This window comes from Streptomyces venezuelae, assembly GCF_008642335.1.
GTDB lineage: Bacteria > Actinomycetota > Actinomycetes > Streptomycetales > Streptomycetaceae > Streptomyces > Streptomyces venezuelae_F.
This window is the reverse complement of the sequence record NZ_CP029191.1, coordinates 4,963,734-4,978,995: the sequence shown is the minus strand read 5'-3', so window position 1 is coordinate 4,978,995 and position 15,262 is coordinate 4,963,734. Positions and strand designations below refer to the sequence as shown.

Below are 15,262 nucleotides of genomic sequence, written 5' to 3'. Positions count from 1 at the left end.
TCACCAGTCCGCGACCGCGAGCCCGTACATGGCGAGCCACACCACGCCGATCACGGCGAGCGCCCTGTCCCGCAGGACGACGTCCTCGGGCTCTCCGGCGGTGCCGCGGTCGGCGAAGACGGCGTAGCGCAGGATGGCGAGGATGAACGCGGCCATGGACAGCTGGCGCCAGGGCAGGGAGCCGCCGTCGGCGGTGCCGCCCTCCTCCATCGCCCACAGGCAGTACGCGAGGACGGCGACGCCCGCGGCCAGTTGCCACACGAAGCGCAGGTACCCGGTGGTGTACTCGGTGAGCAACGCGCGCGTGGCGCCCAGCTCCCCGGAGCTCGCGGACATCTGGACGGCTTCGGAGTAGCGCTTGGCGGAGACCATGAAGAGCGCGCAGAAGCCCGTGGTGATCAGGAACCAGCGCGACAGCGGGATGTCGAGCGCGAGGCCGCCGATCATGGCACGCATCAGGAAGCCGGTCGTGACGATGGTGAGGTCGACGACGAGGACGTGCTTGAGGCTGATGCAGTAGGCGAGTTGCATGCCCACGTACGCGGCCAGGAGCGCCGCGGTGAGCGGCGTGCACAGGATGGTGGCGGCCGTCGGCGCGAGGACGGCGAGGAGCCCTCCCACGGCGTACGCGACGGGCACCGGCACCTGTCCGCAGGCGACCGGTCTGCGGCACTTGGTGGGGTGCGCGCGGTCGGCGTCGGCGTCGCGGGCGTCGTTGATCAGGTAGACGGCGGACGCGGCGGCGGTGAACAGGACGAAAACGATCGCGACTTGAGTGACGGCGTGCCGCGAGAAGAGTTCACCGGCGGCCGCGGGGGCGGCGACGACGAGGACGTTCTTCACCCACTGGCGGGGGCGTGCGGTCCTCAGGAGGCCGAGCGGCAGGCCGACGGCGCCCTGGCGCGGTGTCCGGGGCGGTCCGGGCCGTTCGAGGAGCGTGGCGACGGGTTCAGGCATCGGTGCGGCCTCCGTTCATCCGGGCCGCGTTCATCCAGCCCGCGCCCGCGCGCGCGGTGAGCGCGCCGAGCGCCGCGCCCGCGGCCACGTCCGAGGGGTAGTGGACGCCGACGACCATCCGGGAGACGCACATCGCGGCGGCCAGTGGCGGCAGGAGGTGGGCTCCGACGGGGCGCAGCGCGCCGTACGCGACGACGGCCGCGGCGGCGGAGGTGGCGTGCGAGCTGGGGAAGGAGTGCCGGCCCGCGGTGCGTACGAGAGGTTCGATGCCCCCCAGGGCGGCGGGGCGCGGGCGGCGCACGACGCGCTTGACGCCCATACTGGCCAGGTGGGCGGCGGCGGTGAGGGCGGTGCCGCGCAGCCAGGCGCCCCGGCGTTCGCGGTCGACGGCGGCGCCCGCCAGGCCTGCGGCGATCCAGAGTGCGCCGTGCTCGCCGGTGCGGGACAGGGCGCGGGCGGCGGCCGCCACGCGCGCGTCGCTGCCGCAGTCGCGCAGGGCCGACAGCAACCGGTGGTCCATGTCGTGCATGTCGCCTCTATTCCGAAGACATTCGAGAGCGTTCGGTGGCCGGGCATCTCGGCATCTCGACTCTTCTAGGCAACATCCGAATAATTACGTCAATCTAGGATGACACTCGCTCAATCACCCATTTCGGTGAGAGCCAGGACGTGTTTGAGTGAATTGCCCGGGTTTGGGCGATACGGTCGCAGGCATGCCTGCCGACTCCCCCGCCGATTCCCGTACCCGCGCCTCGGCCCCCACCTCGGCCCCCACGTCGCCCGCCGTGTCCGTCTCGGGGTGGGGCCGCACCGCACCGACCACCGCGATGCTGGTGAGACCCCGGACGCAGGAGGAGGCCGCGGCCGCGGTGCGCGAGTGCGGGGAGCGCGGCGGCATCGCACGCGGCCTGGGGCGTGCCTACGGAGACGCGGCACAGAACGCGGGCGGCGCCGTCTTCGACATGACGGGCCTCGACCGCATCCGCGTCATCGACACCACGCGCACGTCGGACACCGGTGCCCCCGCGGCCACCGTCGTCTGCGACGCGGGCGTCTCGCTGCACCACCTGATGGAAGTCCTGCTCCCGCTCGGCTGGTTCGTCCCCGTGACGCCCGGGACCCGTTACGTGACGGTCGGCGGGGCCATCGGCGCCGACATCCACGGCAAGAACCACCACGTCTCGGGGTCCTTCTCCCGGCACGTCCTCGCGATGGACGTCCTGACCGCCGACGGCACGGTCCGTACGGTCGGGCCGGGCGACGCCCTGTTCGACGCGACGGCCGGAGGCATGGGCCTGACCGGCGTCATCCTCTCGGCGACCGTGCAACTCCTCCCCGTGGAGACCTCCTTGATGGCGGTCGACACGGAACGGGCCACGGACCTCGACGACTTGATGGCCCGCCTCACCGCGACCGACCACCGCTACCGCTACTCGGTCGCCTGGATCGACCTCCTCGCGCGCGGCGCCGCCATGGGCCGCTCGGTCCTGACCCGCGGCGACCACGCCCCTCTGGACGCGCTCCCGGAACGGGCACGCGCGCGTAGAGCCCCCCTCGCGTTCCGCCCCGGACAGTTGCCCGCCGCCCCCTCCTTCCTCCCGGAGGGGCTGCTCGGCAAGGCGTCGGTGGGCCTCTTCAACGAGCTCTGGTACCGCAAGGCGCCCCGCTCCCGCACCGGTGAGCTGCAGAAGATCTCCACCTTCTTCCACCCGCTGGACGGCGTCCCCCACTGGAACCGCGTCTACGGCCGCAGTGGCTTCGTGCAGTACCAATTCGTCGTCGGGTACGGCAAGGAGGAGGCCCTGCGCCACATCGTGCGGCGCATCTCGGAGCGCGGCTGCCCGTCCTTCCTCGCCGTGCTGAAGCGCTTCGGAGAAAGCGATCCGGGCTGGCTCTCCTTCCCCATGCCGGGCTGGACCCTCGCACTCGACATCCCGGCGAACCTCCCGGGGCTCGGCGCCTTCCTCGACGAGCTCGACGAGGAGGTGGCCGCCGCCGACGGGCGTGTCTACCTCGCCAAGGACTCGCGCCTGCGGCCCGAGATGCTCGCCGCGATGTATCCGCGGCTCGACGACTTCCGCGCCCTGCGGGCCGAGCTCGACCCGCGCGGCGTCTTCCGCTCGGACCTCTCCCGCCGCCTCACCCTCTGAGTCCTCTGAGTTCTCTGAGCCCCCTAGGAGACCGGTACACATGAAAGACGCCTTCGGCACCCCTCAGTCCCTGCTCGTCCTCGGCGGCACCTCCGAGATCGGCCTCGCCACCGCACGGCGCCTCGTCGCCCGCCGCACCCGCACCGTGTGGCTCGCCGGGCGCCCGTCGCCCGCCCTGGAGAAGGCCGCCGCGGGACTGCGCGACATGGGCGCGGACGTCAAGACCGTCGCCTTCGACGCGCTCGACCCCGAGTCCCACGAGGAGTCCCTCGGCAAGATCTTCACCGAGGGTGACATCGACATGGTGCTCCTCGCCTTCGGCGTCCTCGGCGACCAGGCACGCGACGAGGACGAGCCCCTCGCGGCGGTGCGCGTCGCCCAGACCAACTACACAGGCGCGGTCTCGGCCGGCCTGGTCTGCGCGCGGGCCCTGCAGTCCCAGGGCCACGGCTCCCTGGTGGTGCTCTCCTCGGTGGCGGGCGAGCGGGCGCGCCGCTCGAACTTCATCTACGGCTCCAGCAAGGCTGGCCTCGACGCGTTCGCGCAGGGCCTCGGCGACGCGCTGCACGGCACGGGGGTCCACGTGATGGTCGTCCGGCCCGGCTTCGTGCGCTCGAAGATGACGGCGGGCCTGGAGGAGGCCCCCATGGCGACCACGCCGGACGCGGTGGCCGCGGCCATCGAGACCGGGCTGCGGCGGCGCTCGGAGACGGTGTGGGTGCCGGGGGCGCTGCGCCTCGTCATGTCGGCGCTGCGGCACGCGCCGCGACCGGTGTTCCGCCGCCTGCCTCTCTAGCCCTCAGGAGCGCTTCAGTCTGCGCATCAGGAGCGCCGCAGGGAGACCACGACGGCCCTGCGCGGGGCCGCGCCGCTCTGCAGGACCTCGACCGTGCCGAAGCCGAGCACCCGGTCCGTGCCCGGCACGGCGACGATCTTCTTGAGCCACAGCTGCTGCTCGGACTCCGGGCGGGCGCCCTGCCCCTTCGGCAGCCGCCGCTTCCTGATCTTGGAGCAGGTGCCGTCGGTGGTCAGGTGCCAGTTGCCGTCCATGAAGAAGCCGCGGTCACCGTCCCGGGCCACGGGATTCCGGTACGCGCACGCTCCGGGGAAGGGCTCTGAGTCCGTCCAGCGGGTGCCGTCCCAGCTCAGCTCGACGGTCTGCGACTCGGGGTCGCGGACCTCCTCGCCGTCGTACCCCTTGTAGGAGTGCCCTCCGTGGGCACGGACGTACGTTTTCGAGGCGACGTCGATCCCGGTGAACTCCGCGTACGGCTCGGACGGCACCGGGTCGGGGAAGCGGTACGTGGGTGTCCTGGTCAGCGACCACTTCTTCCCGTCGAAGCGCATCGCGGCGGGCTGCCTCACCTCGCCGCCCCGGCCGCCGATGCCCGGTCCCGTCGTACGCGACCCGACCGCCCACACGTCGTCCGAGGCGGAGCCCGCGAGGGCGACGACCTTCGCGGGCATCGGCGTCACCGTCCACCGGTCGCCGTCCCAGTGCGTCACCGTGCCGTCGCCCTGGAGCACCCACACGTCATCCCGAGTGATGACCTCGACGTCCGCGAGCGCGGCACCGTCCATGGGCGTCCACCGCGTGCCGTCCCAGTGCGCGTACCGCCGCGTCTCCGAAGCCCCGCCCTTCTCCACGGTGCTCAGGCGGACGCCCGCCGACCCCAGCGAGTCGAGCCGCGAGAGATGGGGGTCGCCGTCGACCGGCATCGGCACACGCGCCCATTTCTTGCCGTCGAAGTGGAGCAGATGCCCCCGCGCGAGCCGCCCGTCGCCGACGTCGTCGCTGCCGAGGGCCCAGATGTCGTCCGCGGCCCGCGCGGCCCCGTCGATCAGCTCGCCGTCCCGGTCGTCGATGCGCTCGTACGCCCAGGAGAGCCCGGCCGCACGGCGCTTGCCGGACCTGTCGTCCACGTCCCCGCCGGACTTCCGCGCCCCGCAGCCGGCCGTCAGCAGAGCGAGTACGGCAACGGCCGCCACCGCATTGCGCATGGTCCCCCCAGCACGATCGGCCGGGGCTCCCCGGTCAGCGAGCGGGCAGCGTACCCCGCACCGAACGGGCCGGGGCCTGAGGGGGCACCACGGTGCCGCCGAAGGCGAAGTCGCGCAGCTTGCGCCAGACACCGTCGGCACCCTGCTCGTACAGGGCGAAGCCGGTGCACGGCCACTCGGCCTCGTACTCCGAGAGCTCTTCGTACGCACGGTCCATGGCCTCTTCGGAGATGCCGTGCGCCACCGTGACGTGCGGGTGGTAGGGGAACTGCAGTTCGCGTGCCATCGGCCCGGACGCGTCGCGCACCCGCTCCTGCAGCCAGGAGCAGGCCGACCCGCCCGCCACCACCTGTACGTAGACCACAGGGGACAGCGGACGGAACGTGCCCGTTCCGGAGAGGCGCATGGGGAAGGGACGGCCGGCCGCCGCGACCGAGAGCAGATGCGCCTCGACCGCGGGCAGCGCCGACGCGTCCACCTCGGTGGGCGGCAGCAGGGTCACGTGCGTGGGGATGCCGTGCGCCGCGGGGTCCCCGAAGCCCGCACGCCGCTCCTGGAGCAGGCTGCCGTGAGGCTCCGGGACCGCGATCGAAACGCCGATCGTTACGGTCCCCACGTCGTACTCCTGTCGTCGTGTCGGTGTCGTCGTGTCGAGGGGCAGGGGCGCAGCCCGGCGGGCGGTGCGAATGCGGTTTTCGTCGTGCCGGGTGCGGTGACTCAGTGCTTGGCGGGCAGGAAGCCCACCCTGTCGTACGCCTGCGCGAGGGTCTCCGCGGCAACGGCACGCGCCTTCTCCGCGCCCTTGGCCAGGATCGAGTCGAGCGTCTCCGGGTCGTCCAGGTACTGCTGGGTGCGGTCCCGGAAGGGGGTCACGAACTCGACCATGACCTCGGCGAGGTCGGTCTTCAGCGCACCGTAGCCCTTGCCGACGTACTTCTGCTCCAGTTCGGCGATACCTGTGCCGGTGAGCGTGGAGTAGATGCTGAGGAGGTTGCTGACGCCGGGCTTCTCCGCCACGTCGTAGCGGATCTCCGTGCCGGTGTCCGTGACGGCGCTCTTGACCTTCTTGGCGGTGGCCTTGGGCTCGTCGAGCAGGTTGATGAGGCCCTTCGGCGTGGAGGCCGACTTGCTCATCTTGATCGACGGGTCCTGGAGGTCGTAGATCTTCGCCGTCTCCTTGAGGATGTACGCCGACGGCACGGTGAACGTCTCACCGAAACGGCCGTTGAAACGCTCCGCGAGGTCACGGGTGAGCTCGATGTGCTGGCGCTGGTCCTCGCCGACCGGGACCTCGTTGGCCTGGTACAGCAGGATGTCCGCGACCTGGAGCACCGGGTACGTGAAGAGGCCGACGGAGGCGCGGTCGGCGCCCTGCTTGGCGGACTTGTCCTTGAACTGCGTCATGCGGGAGGCCTCGCCGAATCCGGTGAGGCAGTTCATCACCCAGGCGAGCTGGGCGTGCTCGGGGACGTGGCTCTGGACGAAGAGCGTGCAGCGCTCCGGGTCGAGGCCTGCGGCGAGCAGCTGGGCGGCGGCGAGCCGGGTGTTGGCGCGCAGCTCGGCGGGGTCCTGCGGGATGGTGATCGCGTGCAGGTCCACCACCATGTAGAAGGCGTCGTGGGACTCCTGCAGCGCCACCCACTGGCGGACGGCGCCGAGGTAATTGCCGAGGTGGAACGAGCCGGCGGTGGGCTGGATTCCGGAGAGCACACGAGGTCGTTCAGAGGCCATGGGGCCCATTCTCTCAGGTGACTCTCATAGCTCGGAAACAGGTGTGTGACGGGTGGGAACCGAATGGCGGGTGGGGTCAGGCGGTCGGGAGGCCCGGGGCGGAGTGCGCGGCCATCAGGTCGGCGACCTCGGACCTGATCTTCGTCAGGGCGTCCTCGTCACCCGTGCGGGCGGCGGTGACACCGCGGTCGATCCATTCGGCGACGGTCGCCATGTGCTCGGGGCGCAGCCCGCGGGAGGTGAGGGAGGGGGTGCCGATGCGGACGCCCGAGGGGTCGAAGGGCTTCCGCGGGTCGTACGGGACGGTGTTGTGGTTGACGACGATCCCGGCGCGGTCGAGGGCCTTGGCGGCGATCTTGCCGGGGACGTCCTTGGGGGTGAGGTCCATCAGGATCAGGTGGTTGTCGGTGCCGCCCGAGACCAGGTCGAAGCCACGGGTGAGCAGGGCGTCGGCGAGGGCCTTGGCGTTGTCGACGATCGCGTGCGCGTAGTCGCGGAAGGAGGGGCGGGACGCCTCGTGGAGGGCGACGGCGATGGCGGCGGTCGTCTGGTTGTGCGGGCCGCCCTGCAGGCCGGGGAAGACGGCCTTGTCGATGGCCTTGGCGTGCTCCTCGCGGGACATGAGCATCGCGCCGCGCGGGCCGCGCAGGGTCTTGTGGGTGGTCGTGGAGATCACGTCGGCGTGCGGCACCGGTGAGGGGTGCGCGCCGCCCGCGATCAGGCCGGCGATGTGCGCGATGTCGGCGACGAGGACGGCGCCGGCCTCCCGGGCGATCTCGGCGAAGGCCGCGAAGTCGATGGTGCGCGGGAGGGCGGTGCCGCCGCAGAAGATCAGCTTGGGGCGCTCCTTGAGAGCCAGGTCGCGGACCTCGTCGAAGTCGACGCGGCCCGTGTCGTGACGGACGCCGTACTGGACGCCGCGGAACCACTTGCCGGTGGCGGAGACGCCCCAGCCGTGGGTGAGGTGGCCGCCCATCGGCAGGGCCATGCCCATCACGGTGTCGCCGGGCTCGGCGAAGGCGAGGTAGACGGCGAGGTTGGCCGGGGAGCCGGAGTAGGGCTGGACGTTGGCGTGCTCGACGCCGAAGACGGCCTTGGCGCGGGCGATGGCCAGGCGTTCCACGGGGTCGATGTTCTGCTGGCCCTCGTAGTAGCGGCGGCCGGGGTAGCCCTCGCTGTACTTGTTCTGCAGGACGGTGCCCGAGGCTTCCAGTACGGCGGCGGAGACGTAGTTCTCGCTGGGGATCAGCCGCAGGGTGTCGGCCTGGAGCTGCTCCTCGGCGCCGACGAGGGCGGCGAGTTCGGGGTCCTCGGCGGCGAGGGCGGGGTGGTTCCGCGCAGGAGAGGAGGAAGGAGAGGGAGAGAGAGTCATGGTGTCCTCCGGGGCGAGCGGTGAGTGTCCGGTCGGGTCCCGGGGTGCCCAGGCGGGCGGCACCTCGAAGGTCGTGCTTCGCACGGCTTCATCGGGGTTCGTTCCCCGTGCGCCAGTCACCGTGCTGTCAGGGCCACCCTAGCGGGCACGCCGTTCCGGCAGGTTTCTTCGTCCGCGATGCGAGCGACGATAGGAATTGGGCGCCACACCCGCCCCCAGCCGCAGGACGAACGGAGACCCCGTGTCGAGTACGTCATCTTCCACCACGAACAGTTCCCGGACGGCCGGCGAGCGGCTCATCGCCTCCGCCGAGGCGCACAGCGCGCACAACTACCATCCGCTGCCCATCGTCGTCTCCTCGGCCGACGGGGCGTGGATGACCGACGTCGAGGGGCGCCGCTATCTCGACATGCTCGCCGGGTACTCCGCGCTCAACTTCGGGCACGGCAACCGCCGCCTGATCGATGCCGCGAAGGCGCAGCTGGACCGGGTGACGCTGACCTCGCGGGCGTTCCACCACGACCGGTTCGCCGAGTTCTGTACGCGCCTGGCGGAGCTCTGCGGCAAGGACATGGTGCTGCCGATGAACACCGGCGCGGAGGCCGTCGAGACGGCCGTGAAGACCGCGCGGAAGTGGGGGTACCAGGTCAAGGGGGTGCCGGACGGCCGGGCGAGGATCGTGGTCGCGGCCGGCAACTTCCACGGCAGAACGACGACCGTCATCAGTTTCTCCACGGACGACGAGGCGCGGGCGGACTACGGGCCGTACACGCCGGGGTTCGACATCGTGCCGTACGGCGACCTGGAGGCGTTGCGGGCGGCGGTCACCGACGACACCGTCGCCGTGCTGATCGAGCCGATCCAGGGCGAGGCCGGGGTGCTCGTTCCGCCGGCCGGATATCTGCCCGGGGTGCGGGAGTTGACCCGTGAGCGCGGGGTCCTGTTCATCGCGGACGAGATCCAGTCGGGGCTCGGCAGGACGGGGCGTACGTTCGCGTGCGAGCACGAGGACGTGGTGCCGGACGTGTATCTGCTGGGCAAGGCGCTCGGGGGCGGGGTCGTGCCGGTGTCGGCGGTGGTGGCCGACACCGATGTGCTCGGCGTGTTCAAGCCGGGTGAGCACGGCTCGACGTTCGGCGGCAACCCCCTCGCCTGCGCGGTGGCGCTGGAGGTGGTCGACATGCTGTCGACGGGCGAGTTCCAGGAGCGGGCCACGGAGCTCGGTGAACATCTCCACGCCGAACTGGCGTCGCTGGCCGGTACGGGCGCGGTGACCGAGGTGCGCGGGCGCGGGCTGTGGGCGGGCCTCGACATCGCCCCGTCATACGGCACGGGACGGGAGATCTCGGAGCAGCTGATGGAGCGCGGGGTGCTGGTCAAGGACACCCACGGGTCGACGATCCGGATCGCTCCCCCGCTGGTGATCAGCAAGGAGGATCTGGACTGGGGGCTCGGGCATCTGCGGGCGGTGCTGAGCTAGTCACGGGGGTCACGGAGCTCACGGGGGTCACGAGGGTTACGGGGGTTACCCCTACTGGCAGTGGGCGGTTGGCAGGATCGTCCTGGGCCGCGGGATCCGGAAATGTTGGGGCCCGGCGTCGTACACGGCGCCGGGTTCCCGACAGATCCAGACCCCTAGGAGTGGCCAGTGCGTGGGCAGACAGGACAGAGGTTCCGTCGTGCGGCGGCGATGGCGGCAGGTGTCGTGGCGGCGGGCGTGCTGGTGGCGCCCGGTGCGTCGGCCGCCTCCGTCGCCCCCGGGGCGGACTCCGTCCAGCGGGGTCTCGACCGGCTGGTGCGTGCCGATGGCGTGCCCGCCGCGCTGGCGAGTGTGAAGGGGGAAGGGAAGGGAGGGCGTGCCCGGACCTATACGGCCGGCGTGGGAGACCTGGCGACCGGGGCGGCCGTGCCCAGGGACGGGCAGGTGCGGATCGGCAGCAACACGAAGACGTTCACCGCGGTGGTCGTGCTGCAGCTGGTCGCCGAGGGGAAGATCAGCCTCGACGACACGGTGGACACGTATCTGCCGGGGGTGGTGCGCGGGGACGGGATCGACGGCCGGAAGATCAAGATCCGCCAGGTGCTGCAGCAGACGAGCGGGCTGCCCAACTACACGAAGCGCGATCTGCAGCCGCGGTACTACGAGCCGCGGGAGTTGCTGGACATCGCGCTGGAGTACGAGTCGGAGTTCGACCCCGGGGAGAGCTGGGCGTACAGCAACACGAACTACGTCCTGGCCGGGCTGATCGTCGAGGAGGTCACGAAGCGCCCCTTCGCCGAGGAGATCGACCGGCGGATCATCAAGCGGCTCGGACTGCGCCACACCTACTTCCCCGCGCCCGGGGACGCGACGATCCGCGAACCCCACCCGAAGGGGTACTACCAGGAGACGCCGGATGCGCCCCTGCGGGACATCACGGAACTGGACCCCTCGTGGACGTGGGCGGCCGGGCAGTTGATCTCCACCAACTCCGACCTCAACCGGTTCTTCACCGCGCTGCTCACGCCGGGCCGTCTCCTGCCGGCGCCCCAGCTCGACCAGATGCGCACCACGGTCCGTGCCGACTACTTCGGCAAGGGCGCCAGGTACGGCCTCGGGATCGTGAGCAGGCCGCTGTCCTGCGGCGGTCTGTACTGGGGGCACGGCGGAAGCTACCCCGGATACGAGACGCGGGGCGGTGCCACGGACGACGGGCGTGCAGCCAATGTCGCGGTGACCGTGCAGCCGACGGACAAGGCGGTCATACCGCATGTGGAGGAGGTCGTGGACACGGCTCTCTGCCGCCGTCGCTGAGCATGCCGGTCCGGCTCCGCCCGCACCGGATGTCCCTTGGGTCTCCGATGTCCTTTGGGCCTCCTTTGACCCACCTTCCTCTACAGTCACTTCGTGTCTCTTGGGATGATGTGCGCGCTCGGCTCAGCGGTCTGCTTCGGTACGGCCTCGGTTCTCCAGGCGGTCGCCACGCGCGCCACCGCGCCGGGCACCGGCTCCGGGGTCGACCCGGCGCTGCTGCTGCGCGCCGTGCGCCAGTGGCGGTACGTCGCGGGGCTCGCCCTCGACGGACTCGGCTTCCTGCTGCAGATCGTGGCGCTGCGCTCCGTCCCGATCTACGCCGTGGGCGCGGCGCTCGCGGCGAGTCTCGCCGTCACGGCGGTGGTCGCGGCGCGGCTGCTCCGGGTGCGGCTCAGCGGCGTCGAGTGGGGCGCGGTCGGCGTCGTCTGCGCGGGCCTCGCGATGCTGGGCCTCGCGTCCGGCGACGAGGGCGACCGGACCGGATCGACGACGCTGCGGTACGTGATGCTCGGCATCGCCGTCGCCGTGCTTGCGCTCGGCGCCGTCGCGGGGCGGCTGCCCGACCGGGGGCGGGCGCTGGCGCTGGGCCTCGGGGCGGGATGCGGGTTCGGGGTCGTCGAGGTGACCGTGCGCCTCATCGACGACGTGTCGCCGGGCGCGCTGCTCGCCAACCCGGCGACGTACGCGCTGCTGGTGGGCGGAGGCGCGGCGTTCCTGCTGCTCACGTCGGCGCTGCAGCGCGGGTCGGTGACGACGGCGACGGCGGGCATGGTGATCGGCGAGACGATCGGCCCCGCGCTGGTGGGCGTCGTCTGGCTCGGCGACCGCACGCGGGACGGCCTGGGCTGGCTGGCGATTTCGGGCTTCGCGGTGGCGGTCGCGGGGGCGTTGGCGCTGGCGCGGTTCGGCGAGGCGGCGGCGGATACGAGTACCAGCCCGTCCGGCGTTTGAGGACGAACCGGCGGAGCCGGTGATGCACGGAACCGGAGGCCTGGAGGCACCGCCCCGGGGCTCCGCCCCGGACCCCGCTCCTCAATCTCCCCCAAGCTCTGAAGGAGTTGGGGGGACCCCCAAGGGGCTGATTCTGCCTGCCCTCACGGCAACGCCCGGCCCAACGCCCCCAACGCCCCCGCCCACGCATGCTCCGCAGGTGTCCCGTACCCCACCACCAGCGCGTCCTGCCGTGGTGTCGTCGTCAGCGGGTGGCGGAAGCGGGTCAGGCCGTGGACCGCGAGCCGCTCCCAGTTGGCGGCCTGGACGACGGACTGTTCGGTGCCCGGCGGCAGTTGGAGCACCGCGTGCAGGCCCGCCGCGATGCCGGTCGCGCGGACCTCGGGCGCCCGCCCCGCCACCGCCTCCACCAGTTGGTCCCTGCGGCGCCGGTACCGCAGCCGTGCGGCACGGACATGGCGGTCGTACGCCCCCGACGTGATGAACTCCGCGAGCGTCAGCTGGTCGAGCACGCCGCAGGACGCGCCCGCGGCCTCCTTCTCCGCGAGGACCTCCGCGTGCAGGGCGGACGGCAGCACCATCCAGCCGAGGCGCAGACCGGGCGCGAGGGACTTGCTCGCCGTGCCGAGGTAGATCACGTGCTCGGGATCGAGACCCTGAAGCGCGCCGACCGGCTGGCGGTCGTAGCGGAACTCCCCGTCGTAGTCGTCCTCGATGATCACCCCGCCCTCGCGCCGCGCCCAGTCGACGGCGGCGGCGCGCCGGTCGGGGTGGAGCGGCACGCCCATCGGGAACTGGTGCGCGGGGGTGAGCAGCACCGCCTTCGCCGAGCCGGGGCCGAGCCTCGACACGTCGGTGCCAAGCGCGTCGAAGGCGAGGGGCACCGTGCGCAGGCCCGCGTGGTGCAGCAGGTTCCAGTGGAGGTCGAGGCCGTACGACTCGACGGTGACCTCCCGCTCCCCGCGCGCCCGCAGCACCCGGCCCATGACGGCGAGGGCGTGCACGAACCCGGCGGTGACGACGATGCGGTCGGGGTCGGCGTGGACGCCCCGCGCCCGCGCGAGGTACCCGGCGAGTGCGGTGCGCAGCTCGACGCGGCCGCGCGGGTCCGCGTACCCGAGGGCACTGTGCGGGGCCGCCGCCAGCGCGCGCCGGGCCGCCTTGAGCCACTCCGCGCGCGGGAACGAGGCGAGGTCAGGCGAGCCGGGGGTCAGGTTGTACGTGGGCGTCCCGCCCGTCCTGCGCGGCGGCGCGGGCCGCACCGGGGGCGTGACCACACGCTCCGCGACGCGCGTGCCCGAACCCTGGCGCGCCGTGAGCCAGCCCTCGGCGACCAGATCGGCGTACGCGTCGGCGACCGTGTTCCGTGCGATGCCGAGGTCGACGGCGAGCGAGCGCGACGACGGCAGGCGGGTGCCGGGAGCGAGGCGGCCGCCGCGCACGGCCTGGCGCAGCGCGTCCGTCAGGCCCTTGCGGACGCCGTGGCGCGACGCGTCGCCGCCGGTCTCCAGGTGAAGGTCGACGCCCAGAGTGGCCCACGTTTCTCCCATGGAAATGGACCATACCCGTGGGCTACTCCCGCCGTACCGTCGACACCATGAGCACTTCCTCCGAACCTCACGTCCACGAGCACACCCCCCGCCTCGCCTGGTCCCAGCACGCCCCCGAGGTCTACAAGGCGATGATCAGACTCGACGCGGCCGCCCGTAAGGGCCTCGACCCGGTCATCTTCGAACTGGTCAAGATCCGCGCATCACAGATCAACCACTGCGCGTTCTGCCTCGACATGCACTCCAAGGACGCCCTCGCGGCGGGCGAGAGCGTCGAGCGGATCATCCAGCTCAGCGCCTGGGAGGAGTCGCAGCACTTCTACACGGCGAAGGAGATCGCCGCGATCGAGCTGACCGAGGCCATCACCGTACTGACCGACGGCTTCGTGCCCGACGAGGTGTACGCGAAGGCCGCCGCGCACTTCGACGAGGCGGAGCTGACCCAGCTGATCGCCGCGATCACCGTCATCAACGCGTGGAACCGCTTCGGTGTCAGCACGCGGATGGTGCCGGGCCACTACAAGGCCGAGGGCGACAAGTGACCCCTCGCACCACGCACTTGGACCGCGGCGTCGCCGGCGCCATGAGCGCGCTGAGCGCCGCCGCGAAGAAGGGCCTCGGCGACCCGGTGCTCGCCGAGCTCGTGATGGTGCGGGCCTCGCAGATCAACGCCTGCGCCTTCTGCCTCGACATGCACGTGGACGTCGCCCTGGAGCACGGCGAGACCCCGAAGCGCATCGCGCTCCTCAACGCCTGGGAGGAGGCGGGCGACCTCTTCAGCGAGCGCGAACGCGCGGCCCTCGCCCTCACCGAGGCCGTCACCGTCCTCACCGAGGGATACGTGCCCGACGCCGCGTACGCGAAGGCCGCCGAGCTCTTCGGCGAAGGCGAACTCGCCCATCTCCTCGGCGTGATCACCGTCATCAACAGCTGGAACCGGCTGATGGTCAGCCGCCGCATCGCCCCGGGAGGCCCGGCATGGTGAACCCCGCGGACGCTGCCGCCACGCTGCGCGCCCTGCACCACGGCCGGGCACCCGGCGACCCGCTCGTCCTGCCCGGACCCTGGGACGCCGCGAGCGCCCGGGTCTTCGAGGAGGCCGGACACGAGGCACTCGCCACGCCCAGCGCGGGCATCGCGCTCTCCCTCGGGTACGAGGACGGGCAGGTGCCGCCGAAGCTGATGTTCGAGGCGGTGGGCCGCATCACCCGGGCCGTCGGCGTACCGGTGACGATGGACGCCGAGGGCGGTTACGGCCTGCCTGCCAAGGAGCTGGTCGAGCGCATCCTCGAAACGGGCGCCGTCGGCTGCAACCTGGAGGACTCCTACGCCGAAGACGGCGACGGCGACGGCACCGCGGGCATCCTGCGGGACCCGCGCGAGCAGGCCGACTGGCTGGCCGAGGTCCGGGATGCGGCGGGCGACCGGCTGGTGATCAACGCGCGCGTCGACACGTTCGTCCGCGGGGTCACCGATCCGGAGCGGGCCGTCGAGCGGGCCCGCCTGTACGTGGCGGCGGGCGCGGACTGCGTCTACCCGATCCTCGCGCCGCCCGAGGCGATCCCCGTCCTGCGGGCGGGCATCGAGGGACCGCTCAACGTCCTCGCCATGCCGGACGGCCCCTCCCTCCGCCAGCTGGGCGAACTCGGCGCGAACCGCGTCACGTTCGGCCCCGGTCTGCTGCGCCGCACCATGGCCGCGCTGCGCGACATCACCGACGGACTGCGCCACGCATGACGGTGCCGGGCCCCCGGCC

The 15,262-nt window shown here is 72.1% G+C and carries 15 protein-coding genes and 1 riboswitch; of the genes, 8 read left to right on the top strand and 7 right to left on the bottom strand.

Translation table 11 applies throughout. The annotated features are described in order from the left end of the window. Positions 1–957, bottom strand: a complete 957-nt coding sequence (locus tag DEJ49_RS22685) for a decaprenyl-phosphate phosphoribosyltransferase (RefSeq protein WP_150185837.1) — start codon at positions 955–957, stop codon at positions 1–3. Next, positions 950–1,486 carry a phosphatase PAP2 family protein gene (locus tag DEJ49_RS22680; protein ID WP_150185836.1) on the bottom strand — a complete coding sequence of 179 codons (537 nt, stop codon included), beginning with the start codon at positions 1,484–1,486 and terminating at the stop codon, positions 950–952. The genes DEJ49_RS22685 and DEJ49_RS22680 overlap by 8 nt, the downstream gene beginning before the upstream one ends. A 184-nt stretch (positions 1,487–1,670) precedes the next feature. Between DEJ49_RS22680 and DEJ49_RS22675 the strand changes: the two genes are divergently transcribed. Then, positions 1,671–3,107: an FAD-binding oxidoreductase gene (locus tag DEJ49_RS22675; protein ID WP_150185835.1), complete on the top strand. Its 1,437-nt coding sequence runs from the start codon at positions 1,671–1,673 to the stop codon at positions 3,105–3,107. A 40-nt stretch (positions 3,108–3,147) separates the two neighbouring features. Beyond that, positions 3,148–3,903 carry a decaprenylphospho-beta-D-erythro-pentofuranosid-2-ulose 2-reductase gene (locus DEJ49_RS22670; protein WP_150185834.1) on the top strand — a complete coding sequence of 252 codons (756 nt, stop codon included), beginning with the start codon at positions 3,148–3,150 and terminating at the stop codon, positions 3,901–3,903. A 26-nt stretch (positions 3,904–3,929) separates the two neighbouring features. On the opposite strand, the gene DEJ49_RS22665 is transcribed toward DEJ49_RS22670, so the two are convergent. The 4 genes from DEJ49_RS22665 to glyA all read right to left on the bottom strand — a co-directional run bounded on the left by DEJ49_RS22665 (position 3,930) and on the right by glyA (position 8,211). After that, positions 3,930–5,108: a hypothetical protein gene (locus DEJ49_RS22665; RefSeq protein ID WP_150185833.1), complete on the bottom strand. Its 1,179-nt coding sequence runs from the start codon at positions 5,106–5,108 to the stop codon at positions 3,930–3,932. Positions 5,109–5,142: 34 nt separating this feature from the next. Further along, the gene (locus DEJ49_RS22660) at positions 5,143–5,724 is read right to left on the bottom strand and encodes a 2'-5' RNA ligase family protein (RefSeq protein ID WP_150185832.1); all 582 of its coding nucleotides are present in this window, start codon (positions 5,722–5,724) and stop codon (positions 5,143–5,145) included. A gap of 101 nt (positions 5,725–5,825) precedes the next feature. Then, positions 5,826–6,839, bottom strand: a complete 1,014-nt coding sequence (gene trpS / locus DEJ49_RS22655) for a tryptophan--tRNA ligase (protein WP_150185831.1) — start codon at positions 6,837–6,839, stop codon at positions 5,826–5,828. Between the two features lie 76 nt (positions 6,840–6,915). Then, positions 6,916–8,211 carry a serine hydroxymethyltransferase gene (gene glyA / locus DEJ49_RS22650; RefSeq protein ID WP_150185830.1) on the bottom strand — a complete coding sequence of 432 codons (1,296 nt, stop codon included), beginning with the start codon at positions 8,209–8,211 and terminating at the stop codon, positions 6,916–6,918. A gap of 39 nt (positions 8,212–8,250) precedes the next feature. After that, positions 8,251–8,341: riboswitch (ZMP/ZTP riboswitch) on the bottom strand. A gap of 111 nt (positions 8,342–8,452) precedes the next feature. Here glyA and rocD point away from each other — a divergent pair. From rocD to DEJ49_RS22635, 3 genes are all read left to right on the top strand, one after another. Beyond that, positions 8,453–9,691 carry an ornithine--oxo-acid transaminase gene (gene rocD, locus DEJ49_RS22645; RefSeq protein WP_150185829.1) on the top strand — a complete coding sequence of 413 codons (1,239 nt, stop codon included), beginning with the start codon at positions 8,453–8,455 and terminating at the stop codon, positions 9,689–9,691. Positions 9,692–9,901: 210 nt separating this feature from the next. Next, a complete protein-coding gene (locus DEJ49_RS22640; RefSeq protein ID WP_150188396.1) occupies positions 9,902–11,005 on the top strand; it encodes a serine hydrolase domain-containing protein in 1,104 nt (367 codons plus the stop codon). A 105-nt stretch (positions 11,006–11,110) separates the two neighbouring features. Next, positions 11,111–11,956 carry a hypothetical protein gene (locus DEJ49_RS22635; protein WP_150188395.1) on the top strand — a complete coding sequence of 282 codons (846 nt, stop codon included), beginning with the start codon at positions 11,111–11,113 and terminating at the stop codon, positions 11,954–11,956. A gap of 143 nt (positions 11,957–12,099) precedes the next feature. Here DEJ49_RS22635 and DEJ49_RS22630 read toward each other — a convergent pair whose 3' ends face one another. Beyond that, positions 12,100–13,506: a PLP-dependent aminotransferase family protein gene (locus DEJ49_RS22630; RefSeq protein WP_150185828.1), complete on the bottom strand. Its 1,407-nt coding sequence runs from the start codon at positions 13,504–13,506 to the stop codon at positions 12,100–12,102. 47 nt (positions 13,507–13,553) lie between these two features. Between DEJ49_RS22630 and DEJ49_RS22625 the strand changes: the two genes are divergently transcribed. The 3 genes from DEJ49_RS22625 to DEJ49_RS22615 are packed head-to-tail and all read left to right on the top strand — an operon-like array spanning position 13,554 to position 15,243. Further along, positions 13,554–14,048 carry a carboxymuconolactone decarboxylase family protein gene (locus DEJ49_RS22625; RefSeq protein ID WP_150185827.1) on the top strand — a complete coding sequence of 165 codons (495 nt, stop codon included), beginning with the start codon at positions 13,554–13,556 and terminating at the stop codon, positions 14,046–14,048. Beyond that, entirely contained in the window at positions 14,045–14,491 is a 447-nt protein-coding gene (locus tag DEJ49_RS22620; protein WP_150185826.1) for a carboxymuconolactone decarboxylase family protein, read from the top strand. Before DEJ49_RS22625 ends, DEJ49_RS22620 begins: the two co-directional genes overlap by 4 nt. Continuing rightward, positions 14,485–15,243: an isocitrate lyase/phosphoenolpyruvate mutase family protein gene (locus DEJ49_RS22615; protein ID WP_150185825.1), complete on the top strand. Its 759-nt coding sequence runs from the start codon at positions 14,485–14,487 to the stop codon at positions 15,241–15,243. Before DEJ49_RS22620 ends, DEJ49_RS22615 begins: the two co-directional genes overlap by 7 nt. Positions 15,244–15,262: the final 19 nt, after the last annotated feature.

What these genes read in the sequence shown, in the direction of transcription:
- DEJ49_RS22685 (WP_150185837.1), bottom strand. Translation starts at nt 957, where the DNA reads ATGCCTGAACCCGTCGCCACGCTCCTCGAACGGCCCGGACCGCCCCGG.
- DEJ49_RS22680 (WP_150185836.1), bottom strand. Translation starts at nt 1,486, where the DNA reads ATGCACGACATGGACCACCGGTTGCTGTCGGCCCTGCGCGACTGCGGC.
- DEJ49_RS22675 (WP_150185835.1), top strand. Translation starts at nt 1,671, where the DNA reads ATGCCTGCCGACTCCCCCGCCGATTCCCGTACCCGCGCCTCGGCCCCC.
- DEJ49_RS22670 (WP_150185834.1), top strand. Translation starts at nt 3,148, where the DNA reads ATGAAAGACGCCTTCGGCACCCCTCAGTCCCTGCTCGTCCTCGGCGGC.
- DEJ49_RS22665 (WP_150185833.1), bottom strand. Translation starts at nt 5,108, where the DNA reads ATGCGCAATGCGGTGGCGGCCGTTGCCGTACTCGCTCTGCTGACGGCC.
- trpS (WP_150185831.1), bottom strand. Translation starts at nt 6,839, where the DNA reads ATGGCCTCTGAACGACCTCGTGTGCTCTCCGGAATCCAGCCCACCGCC.
- glyA (WP_150185830.1), bottom strand. Translation starts at nt 8,211, where the DNA reads ATGACTCTCTCTCCCTCTCCTTCCTCCTCTCCTGCGCGGAACCACCCC.
- DEJ49_RS22640 (WP_150188396.1), top strand. Translation starts at nt 9,902, where the DNA reads ATGGCGGCAGGTGTCGTGGCGGCGGGCGTGCTGGTGGCGCCCGGTGCG.
- DEJ49_RS22635 (WP_150188395.1), top strand. Translation starts at nt 11,111, where the DNA reads ATGATGTGCGCGCTCGGCTCAGCGGTCTGCTTCGGTACGGCCTCGGTT.
- DEJ49_RS22630 (WP_150185828.1), bottom strand. Translation starts at nt 13,506, where the DNA reads ATGGGAGAAACGTGGGCCACTCTGGGCGTCGACCTTCACCTGGAGACC.
- DEJ49_RS22625 (WP_150185827.1), top strand. Translation starts at nt 13,554, where the DNA reads ATGAGCACTTCCTCCGAACCTCACGTCCACGAGCACACCCCCCGCCTC.
- DEJ49_RS22615 (WP_150185825.1), top strand. Translation starts at nt 14,485, where the DNA reads ATGGTGAACCCCGCGGACGCTGCCGCCACGCTGCGCGCCCTGCACCAC.